17 protein-coding genes and 1 pseudogene are annotated in these 19464 nt (G+C 61.4%); 9 read left to right on the top strand and 9 right to left on the bottom strand.

Annotated elements, in window-relative coordinates; genetic code table 11:
* Window positions 1-17 precede the first annotated feature (17 nt).
* From A3M3_RS0122645 to A3M3_RS0122635, 3 genes are read right to left on the bottom strand one after another with little or no spacing between them, the layout of a single operon-like run.
* Window positions 18-830: an AAA family ATPase gene (locus A3M3_RS0122645; RefSeq protein ID WP_028268215.1), complete on the bottom strand. Its 813-nt coding sequence runs from the start codon at window positions 828-830 to the stop codon at window positions 18-20.
* Window positions 827-2299, bottom strand: coding sequence for a Mu transposase C-terminal domain-containing protein (locus A3M3_RS0122640; protein WP_231497409.1), 1473 nt, complete (start codon window positions 2297-2299; stop codon window positions 827-829). Before A3M3_RS0122640 ends, A3M3_RS0122645 begins: the two co-directional genes overlap by 4 nt.
* A complete protein-coding gene (locus tag A3M3_RS0122635) occupies window positions 2296-2907 on the bottom strand; it encodes a recombinase family protein (RefSeq protein ID WP_028268213.1) in 612 nt (203 codons plus the stop codon). Before A3M3_RS0122635 ends, A3M3_RS0122640 begins: the two co-directional genes overlap by 4 nt.
* A 402-nt stretch (window positions 2908-3309) precedes the next feature.
* On the opposite strand from A3M3_RS0122635, the gene A3M3_RS0122630 reads away from it, so the two are divergent.
* Both A3M3_RS0122630 and A3M3_RS28320 read left to right on the top strand, forming a co-directional pair.
* Window positions 3310-3879: a hypothetical protein gene (locus A3M3_RS0122630; protein WP_028268212.1), complete on the top strand. Its 570-nt coding sequence runs from the start codon at window positions 3310-3312 to the stop codon at window positions 3877-3879.
* Between the two features lie 350 nt (window positions 3880-4229).
* Complete coding sequence (locus A3M3_RS28320) at window positions 4230-6797, top strand: AAA family ATPase (protein WP_155854525.1); 2568 nt, start codon at window positions 4230-4232, stop codon at window positions 6795-6797.
* A 718-nt stretch (window positions 6798-7515) separates the two neighbouring features.
* Here the strand turns inward: A3M3_RS28320 and A3M3_RS27750 are convergent.
* From A3M3_RS27750 to A3M3_RS0122600, 3 genes and pseudogenes are all read right to left on the bottom strand, one after another.
* Window positions 7516-7869 (bottom strand): annotated as a pseudogene (locus A3M3_RS27750) (biotin/lipoyl-containing protein); the annotation flags it as partial.
* A 236-nt stretch (window positions 7870-8105) separates the two neighbouring features.
* Entirely contained in the window at window positions 8106-8396 is a 291-nt protein-coding gene (locus tag A3M3_RS0122610; protein ID WP_028268209.1) for a hypothetical protein, read from the bottom strand.
* Between the two features lie 424 nt (window positions 8397-8820).
* Window positions 8821-8994 carry a hypothetical protein gene (locus tag A3M3_RS0122600; RefSeq protein WP_155854524.1) on the bottom strand — a complete coding sequence of 58 codons (174 nt, stop codon included), beginning with the start codon at window positions 8992-8994 and terminating at the stop codon, window positions 8821-8823.
* A 1552-nt stretch (window positions 8995-10546) separates the two neighbouring features.
* On the opposite strand from A3M3_RS0122600, the gene A3M3_RS0122585 reads away from it, so the two are divergent.
* Window positions 10547-11317, top strand: a complete 771-nt coding sequence (locus A3M3_RS0122585; RefSeq protein WP_028268206.1) for a ParA family protein — start codon at window positions 10547-10549, stop codon at window positions 11315-11317.
* The gene (locus A3M3_RS0122580; RefSeq protein WP_028268205.1) at window positions 11314-11793 is read left to right on the top strand and encodes a hypothetical protein; all 480 of its coding nucleotides are present in this window, start codon (window positions 11314-11316) and stop codon (window positions 11791-11793) included. The genes A3M3_RS0122585 and A3M3_RS0122580 overlap by 4 nt, the downstream gene beginning before the upstream one ends.
* A gap of 87 nt (window positions 11794-11880) precedes the next feature.
* Here A3M3_RS0122580 and A3M3_RS0122575 read toward each other — a convergent pair whose 3' ends face one another.
* The 3 genes from A3M3_RS0122575 to A3M3_RS0122565 all read right to left on the bottom strand — a co-directional run bounded on the left by A3M3_RS0122575 (window position 11881) and on the right by A3M3_RS0122565 (window position 14811).
* Window positions 11881-13731, bottom strand: a complete 1851-nt coding sequence (locus tag A3M3_RS0122575; RefSeq protein WP_231497408.1) for a helix-turn-helix domain-containing protein — start codon at window positions 13729-13731, stop codon at window positions 11881-11883.
* Between the two features lie 193 nt (window positions 13732-13924).
* Window positions 13925-14158: a hypothetical protein gene (locus A3M3_RS0122570; protein WP_028268203.1), complete on the bottom strand. Its 234-nt coding sequence runs from the start codon at window positions 14156-14158 to the stop codon at window positions 13925-13927.
* A 320-nt stretch (window positions 14159-14478) separates the two neighbouring features.
* Complete coding sequence (locus A3M3_RS0122565) at window positions 14479-14811, bottom strand: helix-turn-helix domain-containing protein (RefSeq protein WP_028268202.1); 333 nt, start codon at window positions 14809-14811, stop codon at window positions 14479-14481.
* Window positions 14812-15364: 553 nt separating this feature from the next.
* Between A3M3_RS0122565 and A3M3_RS0122555 the strand changes: the two genes are divergently transcribed.
* Genes A3M3_RS0122555 through A3M3_RS0122535 form a run of 5 tightly spaced genes read left to right on the top strand, consistent with a single transcriptional unit; the run spans window position 15365 to window position 19454 of the window.
* Entirely contained in the window at window positions 15365-16444 is a 1080-nt protein-coding gene (locus A3M3_RS0122555) for a CHAP domain-containing protein (protein ID WP_028268200.1), read from the top strand.
* The gene (locus A3M3_RS0122550) at window positions 16441-16983 is read left to right on the top strand and encodes a hypothetical protein (RefSeq protein ID WP_051423509.1); all 543 of its coding nucleotides are present in this window, start codon (window positions 16441-16443) and stop codon (window positions 16981-16983) included. Before A3M3_RS0122555 ends, A3M3_RS0122550 begins: the two co-directional genes overlap by 4 nt.
* Window positions 16984-17026: 43 nt before the next feature.
* The gene (locus A3M3_RS0122545; RefSeq protein WP_028268198.1) at window positions 17027-18526 is read left to right on the top strand and encodes a chromosome partitioning protein ParA; all 1500 of its coding nucleotides are present in this window, start codon (window positions 17027-17029) and stop codon (window positions 18524-18526) included.
* Window positions 18527-18561: 35 nt separating this feature from the next.
* Window positions 18562-19188, top strand: a complete 627-nt coding sequence (locus tag A3M3_RS0122540; RefSeq protein WP_028268197.1) for a DUF6668 family protein — start codon at window positions 18562-18564, stop codon at window positions 19186-19188.
* A complete protein-coding gene (locus tag A3M3_RS0122535) occupies window positions 19185-19454 on the top strand; it encodes an integral membrane protein (protein WP_028268196.1) in 270 nt (89 codons plus the stop codon). Before A3M3_RS0122540 ends, A3M3_RS0122535 begins: the two co-directional genes overlap by 4 nt.
* Window positions 19455-19464: the final 10 nt, after the last annotated feature.

Raw genomic sequence — 19464 nt, 5'->3', positions numbered from 1 at the left:
TGCGCGTGGCGGTTCCGTTAGCTGATGCCGATGACGAGGGTTGAGCGTGCGGCTTCGATGACGTCGTCGGTGATGGTGCCCAGTTCGTTGATTTTCATGACCCGTTCGACTTGGGTGAAGAGCCGGTCGATGAGGCGGAAGTTGCCCCGGGTGATCCGCGCAACGGCGGCGATGGCTTGGGCGTCGGTGAAATCCTCTGGGTTCAGGGTCTGGCCGAGTTTGTGCCACCGGCGTTCCAGGACGAAGTGCAGTTCTTCTTGTTCGAGGGGGCGGTATTCGTGGGCGAAGCCGACCCTGCTGTAGAGCTGGGGGTAGCGGCTGAACTGTTTGTCGATGCCGGGCATGCCGATGAGGATCAGGGCGACATTGCTTCGGTCGTATCTGTCCCTGAGCAGTTCCAGCGCGATAGCGCTAAGACGTTCGGATTCATCGATGATGATCAGCTCCACATGCTTTCCGATGCCGGCAGGCGGTGCTGTTTTCTTGCCGATCTTTTCCAGGTGCTGGTCTACGCAGATAGAGACGCGGGTGCTGATGTGCTCGAGGTCGGCGTGGATCTGTTTGGGTGAGGTGAGCACGGACGGGGTGTAGAAGACGGTGCGTGCCCGGGCCAGGGCGGCATAGATCAGGAAGTCGGAATCGTCGCGGGGACCCCACTGTTCCAGAAGGTTCTCTGCTTTGTGCCAGTTGGCGTAGCGCCTGGCGGAGAGGGTCTTGCCGATTCCGGCCTGGCCGTAGCAGATGCCGATGGTGTGCTGACGGCGCACCGCGTCGGCGAACTCAACGAACCGGCGGTGCTCTTTCGTGGCGATGAAGGCCTGTGCTGTCATTGGTCATCCTCCAGATAGGTGCGTAGCTTCGGGCGCTTCCTGGGCTGGTCCTCCGGGCCCGGGGCCGGAGCCGGTTTCGCTGATGCCAGGTCCGGCAGGTGCCGTGCCACGACGGCGATGCGCTCTTTGATCTGCCCGCGCAGCTCCCGGCGACGGGCTGCCCGCGCGGCCTGGATGTCTTTCAGGGTGATGGTGGAGGTTTCGTGGTCGGGATCGACGGCCTTGCAGATGTACTGGTTCTTGTGGAAGATGCGGATCTCGGTGATGTCCCGCGGGTCGTAGCGGACAATGACGGGTTCGCGGACATAGGCGGCCAGCAAGGGTGAGACGTATCGGAGGCCTTGGAAGTGCACGCCGTCGCGATGGACGATGCGGGGTTTGGCCACGGTCAGCAACAACAGGTTGAGTTCGTCCATCGATGCCGGCAGCCTGGGCAGCCAGCCGTCGCCGGTCCAGGCATGGTGCGGGGTTGCCTTGATTTCCGGGTGCTCGCGCTGGTGGTAATCCTCCATGATGAAGCGGCCAATGCTCTCGTCGAGTTCCTTGAGGGTTATTCCCGGGGCCGGCGGGGTGTTGCCGCGACTCAGGTGGCCGGGAAGTTCGGCTAGCAGCTCCGTATTAACAGTGCCGAAAAACCGTTCGATCTTTCCCCGTCCTTGGGGCCGGGCGACCGTGGAATAGGTGATTTCGAAGTGAAGGTCCTTCGCGGTCTGGGTCAGATGGTTGCTCGTGAAGTCTGATCCGTGGTCAACGTAGAGGACGTCCGGGATACCGCACATCGGCCAGCCAGTCCCGGCTTTGGGCCAGATCCCCTGCCGCAGTGCCAGGGCGGTGTTCATGGCCGAGGGTGCCCCGAGGAAGATCGTGTAGCCGCAGATCGCGCGGGAGTAGTCGTCCAGGATCGTGGTGAGCCAAGGGCGCGCCGGTTTCAGATTGGCGTCGAGCACGAGGATGTCCAGTTCGGTGTGGTCTGCTTGCCAGATCGCGTTCGGCCGCTCGGCACGGTGCCGCCATACAAGTTCATAGGTGTCCCGGTATACAGCCGTGCCCTGCTGGGCGAGCGTCCTCATGCCGGGGTCAAGGGCGGCAGCGATGGACCGGACCGTGCTGTAGGAGAGCGGCGGCCAGCCGTGGCCGGCAGCGACCCGGTTGGCCTTGCGGGCGATTAGGGCCACCGGCAGGGCTGGTTTCACTAAGGCCAGCCCCTCAATCAGCGCGAGCAGTTCGAGGTTGGTCCTGCGTTGACCGGTCCGGCGCTTTGCTGTCGCTAACCCTGAGATGCCGTCGCGTTTGTGGGCCGCGTGCCAGCGCTGCAGTGTCCGAAGTCCGATGCCTTCGTGCGCGGCCAGGGTCGTCAGCGGAACGCCCTCTTCGATATGCCGGCGCAGGATCTGCCAGCGCACCAACGCTGTCGGGTCAGGCGTGGAGGCAGCATCCCCCGTCAGGGTACTGCTGCCTCCGGCCGTCACCGGACTGTTTTCTGTGTGGCTGTTGAACGCCGCCGCGGCGCAGCAGGGCCCGGTTCGCGCCGGAGTGCCCGGTAGATGGTGGTCCGGCTGACGCCGAGGACCTCGCCGATCTTTTCGACCGTCATGTCCTTCTGCTCATACATCCGTCGGGCGGTCCGGAGCTTGTCCTTGGTTAGCAACGGTGGCCGGCCACCAACGCGTCCCCGCGCCCGTGCGGCCTGAAGGCCTGCGTTGGTCCGTTCACGGATCAGATCCCGTTCGAACTCCGCCAGGGCTGCGAACACGTGGAAAACCAGCCGTCCGCCCGAGGAGGTCGTGTCGATCGCTTCCTGCAGGGACCGGAATCCGATGCCGCGTTCCTGGAGATCGGCCAGCTGATCGATCAGATGCCGGATGGACCGGCCGAGCCGGTCCAGCCGCCACACCACCAGCGTGTCCCCGGGCCGGAGCTGATCCAGAACTTTCGTCAGTTCGGGACGGGACTCCAGAGACCCGGAAGCCGTGTCGGTGAAGATCCGGTAGCAGCCGGACGCCTTCAATGCGTCCTGCTGCAGGGCCGCGTCCTGGTCCCCGGTCGATACTCGGGCGTAGCCCAACAGATGTCCCATGCGCCCAAATGTACCAATACCCGTCAACTAGCAGAAGAACCGGCACATAGAATACGGCACTGGGTTTCGCTACAAAATTCAGGGGTGTATTGAATCTCTTCAACGGATCGGTTGGTTTGTAGCAGATACGGTCGTTTATGGATCAAGCTCCCGCCGAGGCCGCTGTTGTATAGCGCACGGGGTGAATTCGAGTAGTGGCAAGTGTTGTTTTCCAGTACAGCGACTTGAGAAAGTGTACGAACCAACATTTCAAGCCAGCACGGGGGGCAAGGGCCAGTGATATCCGACGAGACAACAAAACCCACGGAACTCGACCAGGCCGCCACTCGCCTCTACGGGCAGGGCCAGAAGAGGGCGAAAACTGATTCGGCCTCAGGAAGCAGCAGCGGGCCAGCTCTTCCTGTGAAGACGATCCTGTTCGTGCACGTTTTGATGTTCGTCCTGCTCGGGGCCGCAGAGTTCCTCAGGGTCCGCCGATTAGGTGACGCGGTTTCGGCGGTCATGGTCATCGTTCTTGGATTTCTCATCTGCGGGTTGATTATGACAATCGCGTTGATGGTTTTCTACCACAACCAGCGGCTGGGCCGTCTCCTCGTGTCGGAACGCAACCCTGGAGCGGCAATAGTCACAATGGCCTGGAGCGGCATGCTCTTGCCTTCCTTTGTCACCTCGCCCGCGCTACTCAAGGGCGCGAACATGAAGGGCTTTAACGTCGACGTTGCCGCCAGCCCCCAGGGCCTGAGCTTCTGGCGCGGAGGCCGCAAGATCGTCGAGCTCGGTGCGATCCCCTGGGCAAGCCTCCGCTCCGTCGAACCAAGCCGATTCCCAGCTGCAATCGGGTCACGCCAGATCGAATCCGTCGTCTTCGAATTCGACCACAACCCCACCCTTCAATCGCCAATCACCCTTGTGCCCAACAAGAAGGAACCGACCGCCCAAATCGTCGATCGGCTGTTGACTAAGCGCCCATAGACACCTGGGGTCTCCAAGGATGCAAGTGAATCATCAGTGATCGGGCTTGTCGACCGAGTCGAAGTCTCGGGTGGGCTAGAAGCCCCAACGGACTCAACCCGCCACTTTGAGCTGCAATTTAACCGCCATTCTCAACTAACAGTCACAAGTGACCGGCCGGAGCGCCGGCCGGCTCATCAAAGGATCGTATTTGAGATGCACAAGGGCGCCGTCCTGCCACTTAAATGTCCCGTCCACAAACGTCGGTTCCGGAACATTGAGTGCGTAATGTTGCGGGTGAACCTTTTCATTGTCGATCTGAGCGTGTTCCGCGCTGTTCGATCCACCACAGCACAGCAGGGGCACTGCATATGACGCTCGAAGACGACCTCACTACTTGGGTGGCCAGTCGACCAGATTGGCAAAAACATGCGGTCGCTCGCTTCTGTCGAGGAGAGGAGCTATCGCCTAGTGATATCTGTGAAATCGCGGACCACCTCATAGCTGATTCGCACCCGACAATAGAACCGATTGCAAAGTCAGACATTCCAGGCGCTTCCGTTGGGCAAGGCTCAGTCCAGCTCGCAGCAATATCAAATGTCAGTGGAGTGAACGCTCTACTTCCCGATCAACGGCTTTCATTCGGGACTTCGGGACTGACGGTTATCTACGGAGACAACGGCAGCGGTAAATCGGGTTACGCTCGGATGATCAGAGAGGCTGTGACGGCCAGAATCAAGGCACCGCTGCTTCCTGACGTATTTTCCGCGAATCCACAGCAACAGGCGGCGACTGTCGAGTTTTCCGTTGCTGGTGCAGCTGGTAACTGGAGTCTCAGCGATCCGCAGAGCAAGGAGCTATCCTCCATCCTTTTTTACGACGAGGAGTGCGGAGATTCTTACGTCACTACTGCAGCGGAAACGAATTATCGACCATCCACGCTAACTATTCTTGATCGCCTCTCAGCAGCGTGTGATCTTCTTAAGAAAGAGCTAGCTGAACGCGCTAGTGCTAATCAGCGAGAAAAGCCTGAGTTGCCACTCATGGTTGAGGAGAGCACATCAAAAGGTTTTCTTGCCAGCCTTAGCGCCTCAACAACGGTTGCGCAGGTTGAATCTGCGACAACACTGACAGAGGACCACGCGCACCTATTGGCAAGTTGGCTAGACGAGGAAGCAAGACTCCAGAGAAGTGATCCGAGCACGGAAAAAACGCGTCTTGCGCGCCTTGCAACACTATGGTCAAGGGTCCACACATATGTGGACCAACTTTCAAAGGAAGTCAATAAGGAAGCTTTGGACCTCGTCCTAGCGGAAAGGGAAAGGGCTGAAGGTCTGCGGAAGGCAGCCGAGCTTGCCTCCTCTGCCAATTTTGGCGCTGAGCCGCTCGACGGCGTCGGATCGGTGGCATGGCGGGCTCTCTGGGAAGCTGCCCAAAAATACTCCCTCTCCCATGCCTATCGCGATCACGATTTCCCCAAGGTAGATGAGGGTGCCGTCTGTGTCCTTTGCCAGCAGGATCTCGGGTCCGACGGCGCTGACAGGCTGATCCGGTTCAATAATTTTGTATCCGACACCACGTCTAGAGACGCGATGGCGGCAGAGCGGGAACTGAAGACTCTAAGTACCAAGCTTCAAGGGCTGGCAGTGCGGCCGGCCGTCGTCAGTGAAGCGCTCGTGGAGCTCAAGTCCAACGACGAGCGGACTGCAGCGGTGGAAACGTGGGTTGCGAGTGCTATCACGTCCATATCGCTAATCAGTAAATGGGCCATCAGTGAAGCACCATCGCTCCCAAAGGAGATCATCGACTCCATAAGCTCGGTGATACTCGCCAGAGCAAAAGTTCTTACTGATACCAGCAAGGCCATCGACGCCGAGACATTTCTAAAACAGAGGAAGGACTCCAGGAACCACGTTGCTGAGCTTCAGGGGCGAGGCCTGCTGGCAGGTTCCAAGGCCAGCCTCCTATCGGAAATTGAGCGTCTCAAAGTCCTCAAGAGTATTGAGAGCGCCAAACGCCTTACAGACACAACAGGCATAACCCGCAAGGCCACGGAACTCTCAACCGCTCATGTAACCAATATCGTTCGAGACCAGTTCACGAGGGAAACCGAGCGGTTAAGGATTAGACGAGTCACTTTGACTCCTTCCCGCGGCCGACGCGCAGTAACTCTTGAGCACCAGCCAGAGCTCTTGGGCACAAGCATTAAGGCACAGATCAGTAACGTCCTCAGTGAGGGCGAACAGACTGCGCTAGGACTGGCGGGATTTCTAACAGAGGTGATGTTCGACGGGTCCCGTTCCGGTGTCGTCCTCGATGATCCAGTTTCCTCGCTGGACGCCGGCCGCCGTTCGCTCGTTGCACACCGCATAGTTGAACTTGCTCAAGACCGACAAGTCATCGTCTTCACCCATGAGGCAACGTTTGTAACCGCACTGAACAAAGAAGCACGTGACCAGGGCGTTGAGATTCACGAAAGAGCCGTACTCCGCGTAGGTAATCAGCCTGGCAAGACAGTCGACCAGCATCCCTGGAAGACCTCAGATACGCCTGCCCGAATCTCAGAACTTGAGCAAGGACTGTCTCGTCTGAAAAAGGAACGGCAAAGCCTCGACGATGAAGAGTACGCTCGCCTCGCCCAGGATTGGGCAGGTCGACTCTCTCAAACGTGGGAACGAGCTGTGAACTTGGACATCGTCAATCACCTCGTAGACCGCGGGACAAATGAGGTAAAGCCGAGGATGTTCAAGATGCTTCCGAAATTTACCGACCAAGATGACCTCGATTTCCAGTCCGGCTATGGAAAAACCTCAGAATGGGCTGTCCGTCATGATCAAGCTCCCGAGGTCAACTTCGTGCCTCCCGAGCCAATTGAACTTGAGACCGAGCTGGTTCGGCTGAAGACTTGGGCAGCCCGAGTTAAGTCCTATAAAAAATAGGACGCTTGTACGCTCACACAGGCCTAGGTGACTAATGCTCTGCGCCGCCTGCAACCGCAAGAAGTGGGACATCTAAGGGCCGCAGACCATGCCAGATGTTGGGTGGGCCCGCACCGCCCGGTGCGGGTCTTGCTGTTTTCGGGGGTTGAGGACCAATGCTCGGAAAAGTCACGTTAGTGATTGGTCTTCCCTGATTTGGCGGCAATTTTGTTCTTGAGCACGTCGATTCCGCTGTGACCAGGGTTTTTCGTCGTTGTTTCCCAACACGGCTTGTCGACGGGGATTTCACGGAGTTTCGTTCCTCGCGGCCGGGTGTCGGTAAACGATCGTTTATCGACACCTGTCATGGATCCTGTTCCTCGGATTCAAACTTGGCGGCTCAGGACACCCTCAGGAGTACCGGGCCTACTACGGCGGCCCCCAGGAGCTACGACGGGAGGTCGCGGGTGTCAGGGTGCGGAGCCGACGCTGCGCCCGAGGACCCGTTAGTGGAGGAACCATCACTGGCGTCGAAGGATTCGAACAGGGGCCACCACTTGGCGTCGACCGTGTTCTTGTCCTGCTGATACCGCTCGTACAGTTTGTCAACGTTGTCAACGAGCCACTCGTTTCCACCAAATTCCTCTGGGCTTGGGGGCCGGGGCTGCTCTGGCACTTGAATTACGCCGGCGGTATCGATGTGTTCTTTGCTCAATTCCTCGTTGAGAGCTTCGTCTCTGGCGACGGTTTCCTTGCCCGGCCGCTCTTGCCCCAATGGAGCAGTTTTCTCGTTATTGACCGGGGGCGCTTCGGCGGCCGGAGCGGCTGCTTCAGCGGAGCCGGCGCCGTCGCCGATGCGGACCAGCGGGGCGCCGACGCCGATGCGGACCAGCGGGGCGCCGACCTCAGCGGTCTCATCTTCGGCAACTAGGATTTCCTCGATCACACCGGCGATCGGAGAGGGGATTTCGGTGTCTACTTTGTCGGTGGCAACGTCGAGCAGCGGCTCGTCCACCTCTACCCGGTCACCTACCCGCTTGAGCCAGCGGATGACAGTTCCGGTGGCACTCTCACCGAGGACGGGCAAGAAGATGTCGTACCCATGGGCGAGAGCAGCGGCGGCCGCTCCTCGAACTTCGGGGTCCGCACTGGCGGTATCGATGTGTTCTTTACTCAATTCCTCGTTGAGAGCTTCGTCTCCGGCGACGGTTTCCTTGCCCGGCCGGGCAGTCTTTCGGCTCGCATTGTCGATCGATCTGGCCACCGGTCGAAAGAACAGTCCGTTGACGAAATCTCCCCAGAAGTCGTCCCGCCGGACAATGGGCCCGTTCATTTCGTGTCCTTTCCCGGTTCGAGGCTTGAAGGTAAGTCTGCTCCCAGGAGGGTTAGAAACGAGAGGGCTCCGATACCTTCGACAAATCCGGCTGCCCGACCATCAAGCTCCCAAGCGACTGCTGCTCCGACGAGCCCCAGAAGAAACGCGAGCAAGCAATGGGAAGATATGAATTGGGAGAACTTCATATCTTGGATACTCATCACTACTGGGAGCGAAAGAATCATCCTCGCCACGCCGAGCATCGCGCCGCCCAAGAATCCTGAGAGCAATGTGTCCAAGTTCATGAGGCTATTGTTCACCTAAGCGAACTTCTCTGATCGCTTTGTCCCGGATTTTCTTATGTTTCTTCTGCTTGCCTTCCAACCCAGTGACATAGGGCTACCCCCGCATCCTGCGCAGGACAGGGACCAGGTCATGTGCGGGCAGGGTCTCTGGCCAGCCGGGCATCTTGACGGCGCCGTCCACGGTCTTGCGATCTGAGCGTGCGGGCCATGATGAGGGAAGCGAAGCGGATGCAGCGCAATCACACCCGCGGCGCGAACGGCAGCCGGCGCCGGCTGGCTGCCTGCGCCGAAGTCGGGGGTTGAGTAGGATCTGCGTCGCCAGTAACGCTAAGCGGCGAAAGTCCTTGTCGTTCTGGGGATTCTGGGTATGGCCGGGCTGCACTGAGTCCGGAGCGGGCCTCGGCACGTGCCTTCCTGACCCGGTTCAGTCCTCGACGCGGGCTGCCGCGCTGGCCTTGCAGGCGTCCTTGGCAGGGGTCGCCGCATCGAATGATCCAGTCCGCTTGGCCCACTGGTTGAGCCCGTCCTCTGCAGAAGTGGTGTCCCAGCATTGGGCAGTACGGACCGTGACGGGCCCCAGGACCCGCGGCTGGCTCACTGCATGCAACTTAGAGAACGCCGACCCCATCATCGTTCCCGGACAGGGCTCATCGAGCCGGGTGCGTCAAGTGTCCTTGCCGGACGCAATATCCGTGAAGATCCTGTCCAGCTGAATACCCCTCGAGCTGGCGCCGGGCGTTCTAATGCAGACTGCTGACCCTGATGTATCGAATGCACTGACCGGCCATGTTGCCTTCCCAACGAAGGGTGTCAGGTTGAACCCCGAGATCCCTGGCAACAAGTGTCAATAAATAGCGCAACAGGCCCGAGCCTGACATAAATGCCGGCGCCTTCCTGACGTCTGGTTGGGGTATACCCCAACCAGACGGCATGTCCAACTGCGCAAGCTGCAACTGACCGACATTCACGACGGACGCCTTCACCTGGACGAACGAACCATCCCGCTCGCCCAAGCTGTTCGCGACCGTCTCTCTGCATGGCCGCAGGTCACAGGCCAGCCGATCCAATACCTTGCTCCCCCACGGCTGGGCGGTCTGCCGGTCCAGAATGGTTCGCCCGATCCCCCCAGTACAGTTCCAGCATGGCCGTATTCACCGCTCGCTGGACGCGATGCTGCGCCGAGCGCACCTGGTCCTTCACAGACGCAAGGACATCGGCGTAGCGGCCAGGCGGCGGAGGAAGCGCCCCGCTAGGACGCCCGAGCGCGTGTAGCGCCACTAGCACTCCCACCATGGCCTGCCCACTCAGCTGCGGGCCGTGCGGTCCGGCTCACGCGGAGGCATCCATTTCCGCGACTCCCTGCTGGGATGCTGAAGTCAACGCAGCCATCGCTGCAGCACGGACCAGGCCGGGAACCACGCCCGGCGCCAGCTTTGGCCATTTCTCCTCCTAGCGCCTGCAAAGCGAGGGGAGCACCTAGAGCTCGTTGTGGATCCTGCGGACCCTGTCGAGCTCCCCCATCGCCTCTCCACCACGGGTCGCCGTACAGGAACGTCGGCAACGTCGAGTAGGGCGCCTCGGTCGAGCTCAGCCAGGAGAGTGCTCGGTCGACCGTAACCCAATGGACTTGCATTCATTCACGCTTTCATTCATGCATGAAAGCTTGCTTGCTCTGGTCGACACGACCGCAGGGGCGGTAGGTTCGAGATGTATAAATGAATGCATTGTTTCATTCTTTCTTTCAGTCCTTCCTTCCTGCATTCATTCAAGAAATCTGTCATGCTGTCATGCAATCTTTCTTTCATGCATTCTTGCAAGCATGCATGAAATCCTCCCGGCCAGCGACCAATCGGTAGTGGCCGGCCGGGAATTAACCCTAGCGTGTTAAGGATTGCAGTCATTCATGCATGAAAGCATGCTCGATGAACCGAGAATGATCGACGGGAAGTCGCGCACCACCGGGTGGGGCGCCGGGGTCGTCTGCGACTTGAAATGACCGAAAACCAGGGGATTTCTGGGGGATGTAAACATGCATGAAAGAAAGAAATCATGCTGGCAGGAAAGATTGCTTGCATGACATCTTGGTCACAGTAGGGGGCGGGCGGCGTGGCTGCTTGTAACGCATACGTGCCTCAGGAATGCTTTCAAGCATGCAAACAATCATGGTTTACAGCGAGTCGGGTGGTGCCACCAAGACAACGACTGCTGTATCACTGGCGGCCGTCACCGCCGCTTCAGGGCGCAAAGTTGTACTCGTCGACCTCGACCCGCGGGCCGCAGCCAGCAAGTGGATCGGCGTTGAACCCAAAGAGGAAGGTCTGCACGTCGGCGCCATCCTGGGGGACGCCGATCCGGAAGGCTGGGCTGAAGATCTCGCTGTGACGAGCTCGTGGTTCCCGAACTTTCGTGTCGTCCCCTCCGCCCGCAGCGTCTCAAATCGTGAGGCTGACCGCGCTGACCATGCGGAGTTGCGCTTACGCACGTCACTTATCGGGATAAACGCGGACGTCGTCATCATCGATTGCCCGAACCGCCAGGGTGGCCCTTTGACGCTGTCTGCCTTGAACGCCGCCGACACAATTGTGTACGCAGCAGGAGCCACCGTCGATGGAGTGGATGGTGTTGCAGGCGCCCGCAAAAGCGTCGAACAGTTCCGGATGTCCCGTAAGCGGATCGGCGCCCCGGACAATCTACAGGAGGCCGGCATCGTCGTCGGCGCCGTCGCTTCTACGGTCATGTCGCGCATCGCGGTGTCCAGCATCGACGAGCTTCGGCAAACCGGGATGCTGCTCACCCCACTGGTCCCACACCGGACCATCGTCCAGGAGATGCGTGTGACACAGGAATGGTATGGCGAGTACCGAAAGGGCCTGCCCGTCGTGGAAGCCTACACCGAGTTGATGAAAGAGATCGTCAAGTGAGCGATGACTTGAAAGAACGCCCGCCCGTCCTCAAGCGCAGGCCCCGGCCGGCGGCCGATGAGAAGGTCGATCCGGTGGACTACTCGCCGGCGGCCCCCGCCCAGGCATCCGACGCCACTTTGGCACCGGTCGTCGCACAGGCTGCCGAGCCTGACGCCAGTAGGCTAGCGCCAGTGGTTAAGTCGGAGCCAGACACCCCGGCTCCAGCGACCCAGCCGTTGACGGTCGAAACGCCGGTGGCCCCACCGGCCGCGACACAGGCTGTTAAACAGGCGGCGACCGTCCGCCAACAGGCCAGGGCTTCGACGAGCACCAAGAAAGCAGTCAATACAAAGACTAGCCGCCGGGAAGTGACATACCCGTTCAGCACGCGGCTGGCCCAGAACGTTGTGGATGTGCTTTACGCGGCGGCAGACGAAGAAGGCATCTCGATCCGCGAGGCAACCGAACAGGCGATTCTTAGCCGCTGGGGCTGATGACGGAAAGCGCTGATGAGGTTCTAACGGGCATGAATGAATGAAATCTTTCATGCATGAAAGAAGATAGACCTCCGGATGCCAACCCTAAGATGCTCTTGTGAAAGCAAGGTCCGCGAGGGCCCACTCATCGGGTGGGCCCTCAAACGTCTCCCACGGATAGTCTTCGCCGGGGGAGAGCAGCTCAGCGACAGTATTGACGTTCTTGGATAGCCACTCCCTCCAGAGGATTCGGTCGTTCTTGTATTTCTGAAGCTGCGCAGCGACGGCCTCCAGGACGCCGAAGTGTTCGGCAAGCTCCTTCAGCGACGTCGTGGCCACCACTGACCATGCCCTTTGCTTGTTCCGAACGATCATGTTCCAGGCAGCCATCACGTCGAGCGCTTCACTGACAGCGGTGCGTGATAGATGGGTGATCCGGACGAGGTCCGCCGTTGACAGAGCCGGGGAGTGCTCGAGTGTTTCGTACACGAATGCCGCCGGCAAGCCCAACTCCCTGAAGACCGGACGGAGGGCATGGATTTTCCCCTTCCGCCAGGTCAGGTCTTCGGCTGCTGTCTTCACCTCCTCTGGCACCGTCAGCATGTAGAGATCCCCTTTGGTACCGCGGCCTTCTTCCACCAGGGTGACCAAGGGATCTTTCTCGCTGCGCAAGGCTCTCAAATGGGATCCGACCGTTGTGTGATCCAGGCCGGTGGCCACGGCGATGGACCGAGCGCCGAATTCCACAAACCTTGACGCTGTCTTGTGAGCAGCCTCCCCCAAAGACCGCAACACCATGCGTCGAGCAAGTCCGGTCCTGGACTCGGCGTAAGCGTGTTCCTTTAGGCGGAGTGCATTGCGCCAGGTTCTGATGAATCGATGTTCGGCATCGGGATTCGATGAAATCGGATTTCCTTCAGTCCATTGGGGCTGTGTATTTGGCCGGCTTGTGGGGGATATGTGGTCATTGTTCTTTCCGCTTCTGGATTCCTTGTTTCTGCTGAGGTAGCTGACCGCGTTCATCCAGTCCCGTCGCAAGGCGGGGATGCGGTGGCGGGATGCATACCGGGCATAGAAAGAAGCGAGCCCAGGCCAGACCCCTTGCAGGATCCGGCGCTCCACCTCGACCAGCTCCATGCCGGCTGCTGCAGCGCCGGCAACAATTGCCTGGCGGGCTTCCGAGTCGGAGGCGTATCGGTTGGCGTCGTAGAGCCCGGTACGTGCCATCTGCTGCATGGCCCGGGACATCCGGCCTGCAGGGTATTGGACTCTTGGTGCATCGACGGCCGTCGGCATGTACGTCTGCTCAAGGCGCAGCGCACGTACTGCGGCTATCTCACTGGCCAGATCATCGTTCATGGCAGACCAGATGGAGACCGAATTGGGACGGCGGGCAACGTCGTAAGCCATGGAAAGTGACATGGCGAGCTGCTGGTGGCCGCCACGTTTGTGAGGGGAACCTGGCGTACGCATGCAGCCGTGTAAAAGATTCTGGTGAGGCGACTTGTCCAAGGTGCGGTGACGGGTGCCCAGTGCCTCGACCAGATCGCGCGCTTCCGAAAAGGTGACGCGCTCAGACAGCGGTATGTAGACGTGGCGGCCGCCATTGGGGGAGTAGTCCTCAATCCAGCGGGCACCGCAGTTGTGCAGCCAGGTCTGAACGGCCCTCACATCAGATTCAACCCAGTCAACACCGGCCACTGACGAGTCGAAGTCAAGGAAGATCGCGGCGCAGGTGCCGTCCGTGCCGAAGATGCGGACGGCAGCAGGAAGTGTGGGGAGGATCTCAGTCAGTGCACGCTCATGTTTGTGAGGGTAGGTTTTTCCGCCATCTCGGGAGAGTCGGATGCGTGGCTGACCTGCAAGAAGAGGCGTCAGGGCGGCCCATGCCTGAGCGGCGATATCGGTGGGGGATGGCTCGCGAGACACGCCAGCGTCGTTTGCTGCTGGCAGCACGAGAGCGTGCTGTTGTACGATGATTTTGTTCCTGTTCGGGGAATGAGTAATGGCCGATCCTGCAAGATCGGTTTTGTTACACAAATGAAGACCTGTCGAGGACTTCCATACGATTTACGATCTGTTCGCCGGCAAGCTCCGGATCGTGAATCTTCAGCTTCGAAGGCCCGCTACGTGCGGGCCTTCTTTGTATCTACGAGGCCATGCGGATCGGCAGCTCGTCTTGATGCGTGAACTGACCAAGCAAAGCCAAATCTTCGCGCAGCGACCGGTCGACGGCAGAGGAAACGTAGTCGGTGACAGTCATGCCTTTTGCGGCGGCGATCTTTTGAACGTCTTCCGCGGTCTTGGCCGGTGTGCGGAAGCCAATGTATTTGCGGAGGCCCTTGCTGGGCCGCCCGCCTCCACGATTGATTACTGCGCTCATTGTCAGGTCCTTTGAATCTCGCACAACCAGGCGTTGTGACTGCTTCATCGTTGGTGCCACGTGCAGTCGATCAATGTGAGGTTTCTGTTTACAGCTATCGACTGAATCGAAACTAGCATTGCTCGCTACGGCTTCGGGGGATTTGTTTACAGAAAACGGCCCAGCGTGTCGCCCCTCTCCATTAGCGAGCCAGCTTGGGAACTCGCCGGCTAAGGGTTCCACGACGCGGCTCTGTCTATGCGAGGAAGCCGCCGCCGCTGACCATTGAGTACCCGCGCACGGGCGCCTGGTTTTGCTACTCGCCAGGAGGGTCCACACATTTATTCGACAAGCCCGAAGGACCTGCCCAGGGCCTCGTAGTGGCGGCGGAGCTCATCCGTCACCACCGAATATTTGACCCGCCGCCCGGTGCGGTCCTCCAGAGGAAGCGCTCGCGCCGGGTCAGCAACGACCACCCCGGCGTCCGCGAGCTGATACAGGTGGGCCTTGACTGTCGGACGACCCAGCCCCGTGCCGTCAGCTACCTCGGCCGCCGTGGCGGGGCCCTTTTCTGCAAGGAAGCCAAGGACGGCAACCTTCGCGTGATTGCCGCCGAACGCGTCAATTGCCGCCTCCAGGGAGGCTGGCGCTTTCGGTCGGACATAGCGGGGCATGAGTTATATCTTGCCCCAACCTTTTGAACTTGGTCATACGCAGAGCTTAGCGCATAGCTAAACTATGCGCTAAGCTTCAATCGCAAACAACCATACCGATTGACCCGTTTTGTGACTGATGTCCGTCACTAAGTAGGTGAGATGGGTCTCTTCGGGGGATGTGACAAGAACATACCGCTGGTTTGCGGGAGGATTTGCCAGGCTCCAATCGATGGATTTTTGTCGGGGCTGGCTGGTAGGGACTGGGACCGTCCGGAGCAAAGGGGGAGGTGATGGAGATGGCTGGTTTGGTGCCTTTTGGAGTGCGGTGGCCGGCAAGACCGGCTGGGATTGCCCACCGGACAGGGCTGGGGGACGCCCTTCAGAATGCCCTCGCGGACCTAAAGGGCACGGGCCTGGTGACCTCCCACGGGGAGGCCGGGGTCTTCAAGCATGGACGCCCGGGGGTGGTGCTGCGGATCCGACGTCCTGGTGTTGTCTTGGCCGTCGGAGCCGCCGGCCCCTGGCGGCTCACGAGGTCATGTGTCCGCAACGGGGCCGGGGGACTGTCCTGATGCAGCGTAAGTCGCTGGGCCTGGTGGCACTCCTTGCCATCCCCGGGCTGTTCCTTGGTCTGATCTTCACGATGCTGCTCCTGTTGGCCCCCGCGAAGTCGGCGGTGGCCAGCTGTGGCCCGGCTGTTTCTGTCGTCATCGACGGCAACACCAAAGTCGAGGGCTACACCGAAGAGCAGCTGAAGAATGCCGCGGCGATCATGGGTGCCGGAAAGGCGCTGGACCTGTCCGTCCAGGGGCAGATGGTCAGCGTCATGGTCGCCCTGGGGGAGTCGGGCTTGCGTGTGCTGGATACCGGCGACGGACCCGGCCCGGATTCCCGGGGGTTGTTCCAGCAACGCGACAACGGCGCGTGGGGCTCCTACGCGGACCGCATGGACCCCGCCACCAGCGCAACGAACTTCATCAAGGCCCTGCAGGGCGTCGCCGGCTGGGAGCTCCTGGAGCCGACCATCGCCGGTAACAAGGTTCAGCGCAACGCCGATCCTTACCACTACCAGAAGTACTGGCCCGAGGCGGTCAAACTCGTTCAGGCCCTTTCGAACTCGAAGTTCTCCCTGGAAGGCAGCGGCTGCGCCGTCCCGGGACAGTCCGGTGCCGGGGATGACTACCCGTGGAAAAACTCTCCGACCTGGATGCAGGCCGGAGCGAACACAGCCAGCACGTCGCCGCTGGGCATGTACTACCGCGAGTGCGTGGACTTCGCCCTGTGGCGGGTGAACCAGCAGATGGGATCCGCCAGCGCACCATTCAAGTTCCTCAACGGCACCTTCCGCCCGGACGGGCAACAGCTGGGTTCTGCCGTGACGTGGAAGGCCGGCTGGGACGCCAAGGGCTGGCCTACCGGCAGCACCCCCCGGGTTGGTGCCGTTGTTTGGTACGCGCCCGGAACCGGGGGAGCAGACCCGACATTCGGCCACGTCGCAGTCGTCAAAGAGGTCAAGGACAACGGGACCTACGTCGAAGAGGGCTACAACGGCAACCCGCCCCCGAACGACCACAGCTACTACACCCGGACAGTCACCAACAACGTCCCCTCAGCCTTCCTGTACCTGCCCGCCCACGAGGAGAACAAGTGAAAAAGCCCCTGACCCTGCTGACAGTGCCCCTGCTCACCGCCGCCTTGCCTGCCGTGGCCCTGCTCTGCGTTTCCTGCGCACCGGCAGCGGACACGGCACCGGCAGAATCAGCCGGCACCACCACCACGGCGTCCGGCCCCGTCTCCCTGAGCGTCGGAAGCGGACCCCAGGCGCCCGGAGGAACAGCCCCGGCCGCCACCGGCATCACCTGGGACCAGGCCGGCAAAGACAAAGCCGTGGAAACCGCCCAGAACGCAATGGCCGACTTCGCCCGCCCCGCCGTGGAGGAAAAGCAATGGGCCAACGACCTTGCCCGCTGGCTGACACCACAGGCCACCGCCGACTACTCGGCGGTGGACCCGGCCAACATCCCGGCCAGCCGCGTCACCGGGGCCGCCACCTTGTCCGTCGATGACGCCAACGGATACGGCGTCACAGCCGCGGTTCCCACCAACGCCGGGACCTACACGGTCCAGCTGCTCCGCACGGGCAAGGACGCCCCGTGGAAGGTCAACCGGCTCACACCACCAACGTCCTAAACGCCGCACCTCTGCCACCGCACACACGTAAAGGAAGAAGTTCATGGGTACTGCACCAACCGAGGTCCTGGCCTTTCCAAAGATCAGCGCCATCGTCCGCGAAAACCGGACCGCCGAGGTCATCGTCGCGGGGAACTCCCGGATCGTTCCGGCCGGGGAATCCCTGCAGGACCTGCGCAACAACGCCCTGGCCCTCGTCGTGGGCGAGGCACAAACACTGCAGCGCCCCGTCAGGGTCCAGATCGAGGATCCCGAAGGGCACGGTGAACTGATCGTGCACCCGGACCACAAGATCGAATCCGTCTCCTACGCGCCCCGCCCCGCCCGCCGCCGCGCAGAACCTCCCGAAACCACGCCCGGGACCATCGCCCCGGCCGTGACCGATACCGCCCCGGCTCGTGCACCCAAGCCGGCAGCCGCCCCGACAGAACCCGCAGCCACCCTCTCAGAGCCCGCAGCGGTCCCCGCTGCTGCGGTGCCAGACGGGCAGCCCTCTCCGCCCCACCCCGTCGAATCCGGCACCACGCCGGCATCTACCAACCCCGTGGAACAGCAGACCGCCGCGGTCGCCGGGCAAGCGCTTCCGACCCGGCGGACCCTGAAGGAAACCTCGTTCCTGGTCAGCGCCCCGGTACTGGAACCGGCCACCCAGGGCTGGCGCGGAACACTCACACGCCTGGGATTCCGGATGGACCCCTCAGCAGAGGAACTCTCCGAGCGGGAGGACATCCGCACCGTCAGCCAGCACTGGCCCGGTCCCCGCACCATCGCCGTGGTCAACCGCAAGGGCGGGGCGAACAAGACCCCCACGGTCGTGATGCTCTCGGCAATCCTTGCCCGCTACAGCGGCGCCGCCACCGTCGCCTGGGACAACAATGAATCCCAAGGCACCCTGGGCTGGCGCACCGAAAAGGGTTCCCACGACCGGAGCGTCCTGGACCTGATCGATTCATCGACCGAGCTTCTCTCACCGGCAACGAACGCCGCGGAAATCGCCAAGTTCGTCCATCACCAGACCGCCGACAAGTTCGATGTCCTGCGCTCGGACGAGAACGAAGAAGGCGACCACGAAGTCACCGCCGAGGAAGTCGATATCGCCCACCAGGTCCTCACCCGCTACTACCGGCTCGTCGTCATGGATTCGGGCAACACCGCCCGGGCAGCGAACTGGCGCCGGATGATCGATCACACCAACCAGCTCGTCGTCCCCGTGACGGCCATCGAAGACCGCGCCGAAGCCGCCCGGCTGACACTGCAGACCCTCGAATCCCGTGGCGGCCACAACGCGGAGCTGGCCCGCAACGCCGTCGTGATCGTCTCCGAATCAACCGACGCCAAGCGCAGCATGACCGGGGAAGCCCTGAAGCGGGCCAAAGACGAGGCGCAGCGGATCGCGGACGGCTTTGAGCCGTTCGTCCGGGCCGTCGTCCGGATTCCCTACGACCCGGCCCTGGTCAACGGCCCGATCCGCTACGAAACCCTCCAAACCGCCACCCGGCGGGCATGGCTGGCCGCAGCAGCCGCCGTCGCCAGCGGCTTCTAAGCCACCCCCCAAACGGCCCCTTGGAAGGAGGAACCATGCAACAGCCCCTGAACCCCTGGATCACCAGAGACGCCGTCGACAGTGCGGACGAGGAAGCACCGGGCACGCACCTGCCGCCGACCGCGGTGATCACTGCACCCCTGAAGGGAATGGTTGAACCGGACGCGGCAGACCGCCTGGGCCCCCGCACCATGCCAGGTTCCGCAGCGCTGTGGATCACCGGCACCCACGGGGGAGCCGGTGAAAGCCGGATCGCCGAGCTCCTGCCCGGGGCACGCGTCACCGATCACTGCTGGCCCGTCCTACCGGACGGAAGCACACCACGGGTGCTGCTGGTGTGCCGGGCCGACATGCGCGGCCTGACAACCGCCAGGAACGCCCTGACCCAATGGGCATCAGGGGCGGCACCGACACTGGATCTCCTCGGCCTCGCCGTCCTGGCAGACGCGCCGGGAAAGCCTCCCAAACCCCTCCGGGACTTCACCGCCATCGTCGGCGGGGGAGCGCCCCGGCTCTGGACCCTGCCCTGGGTAGATGCCTGGCGCCACGGGGACTCCCCGACACCACCGCCGGCCCGCGAGTACCAACGATTCATCACCGACCTGGCCGTCCTGGCTACCGACACCCCACCACGCACCATCAACCGAAAGGTCTCACCATGAACCCCTCCGCCGTATTTGACGGAAGCGTCATCCCCAACCCCACCCCGGTCGTCCCGACCGAGGCCGGAGGACTCCTCACGCTCCTGAACTGGGCCTCCGGCATCGGCCTGGTCCTGGGCGTCCTGGGCGTCATCATCGTCGGCATCGGCATGGTCATCCAGCTCCAGCGCGGTGAGGGCGGCCAGGCTATCGCCAAGCTCGGCTGGGTCCTCCTTGGCTGCATCATCATCACCGGCGCCGCCGGCATCGTCCGCGCCTTCGTCTAAACCAGCACCA

It is taken from the genome of Arthrobacter sp. MA-N2 (assembly GCF_000517125.1).
In the GTDB taxonomy this organism is placed as follows: Bacteria; Actinomycetota; Actinomycetes; order Actinomycetales; family Micrococcaceae; genus Arthrobacter; species Arthrobacter methylotrophus.
Note: the sequence above shows the minus strand (reverse complement) of the source record. Positions and strands in the feature narration are given on the sequence as shown.

What these genes read in the sequence shown, in the direction of transcription:
- A3M3_RS0122645 (WP_028268215.1), bottom strand. Translation starts at nt 830, where the DNA reads ATGACAGCACAGGCCTTCATCGCCACGAAAGAGCACCGCCGGTTCGTT.
- A3M3_RS0122635 (WP_028268213.1), bottom strand. Translation starts at nt 2,907, where the DNA reads ATGGGACATCTGTTGGGCTACGCCCGAGTATCGACCGGGGACCAGGAC.
- A3M3_RS28320 (WP_155854525.1), top strand. Translation starts at nt 4,230, where the DNA reads ATGACGCTCGAAGACGACCTCACTACTTGGGTGGCCAGTCGACCAGAT.
- A3M3_RS0122610 (WP_028268209.1), bottom strand. Translation starts at nt 8,396, where the DNA reads ATGAACTTGGACACATTGCTCTCAGGATTCTTGGGCGGCGCGATGCTC.
- A3M3_RS0122585 (WP_028268206.1), top strand. Translation starts at nt 10,547, where the DNA reads ATGCAAACAATCATGGTTTACAGCGAGTCGGGTGGTGCCACCAAGACA.
- A3M3_RS0122570 (WP_028268203.1), bottom strand. Translation starts at nt 14,158, where the DNA reads ATGAGCGCAGTAATCAATCGTGGAGGCGGGCGGCCCAGCAAGGGCCTC.
- A3M3_RS0122565 (WP_028268202.1), bottom strand. Translation starts at nt 14,811, where the DNA reads ATGCCCCGCTATGTCCGACCGAAAGCGCCAGCCTCCCTGGAGGCGGCA.
- A3M3_RS0122555 (WP_028268200.1), top strand. Translation starts at nt 15,365, where the DNA reads ATGCAGCGTAAGTCGCTGGGCCTGGTGGCACTCCTTGCCATCCCCGGG.
- A3M3_RS0122545 (WP_028268198.1), top strand. Translation starts at nt 17,027, where the DNA reads ATGGGTACTGCACCAACCGAGGTCCTGGCCTTTCCAAAGATCAGCGCC.
- A3M3_RS0122540 (WP_028268197.1), top strand. Translation starts at nt 18,562, where the DNA reads ATGCAACAGCCCCTGAACCCCTGGATCACCAGAGACGCCGTCGACAGT.
- A3M3_RS0122535 (WP_028268196.1), top strand. Translation starts at nt 19,185, where the DNA reads ATGAACCCCTCCGCCGTATTTGACGGAAGCGTCATCCCCAACCCCACC.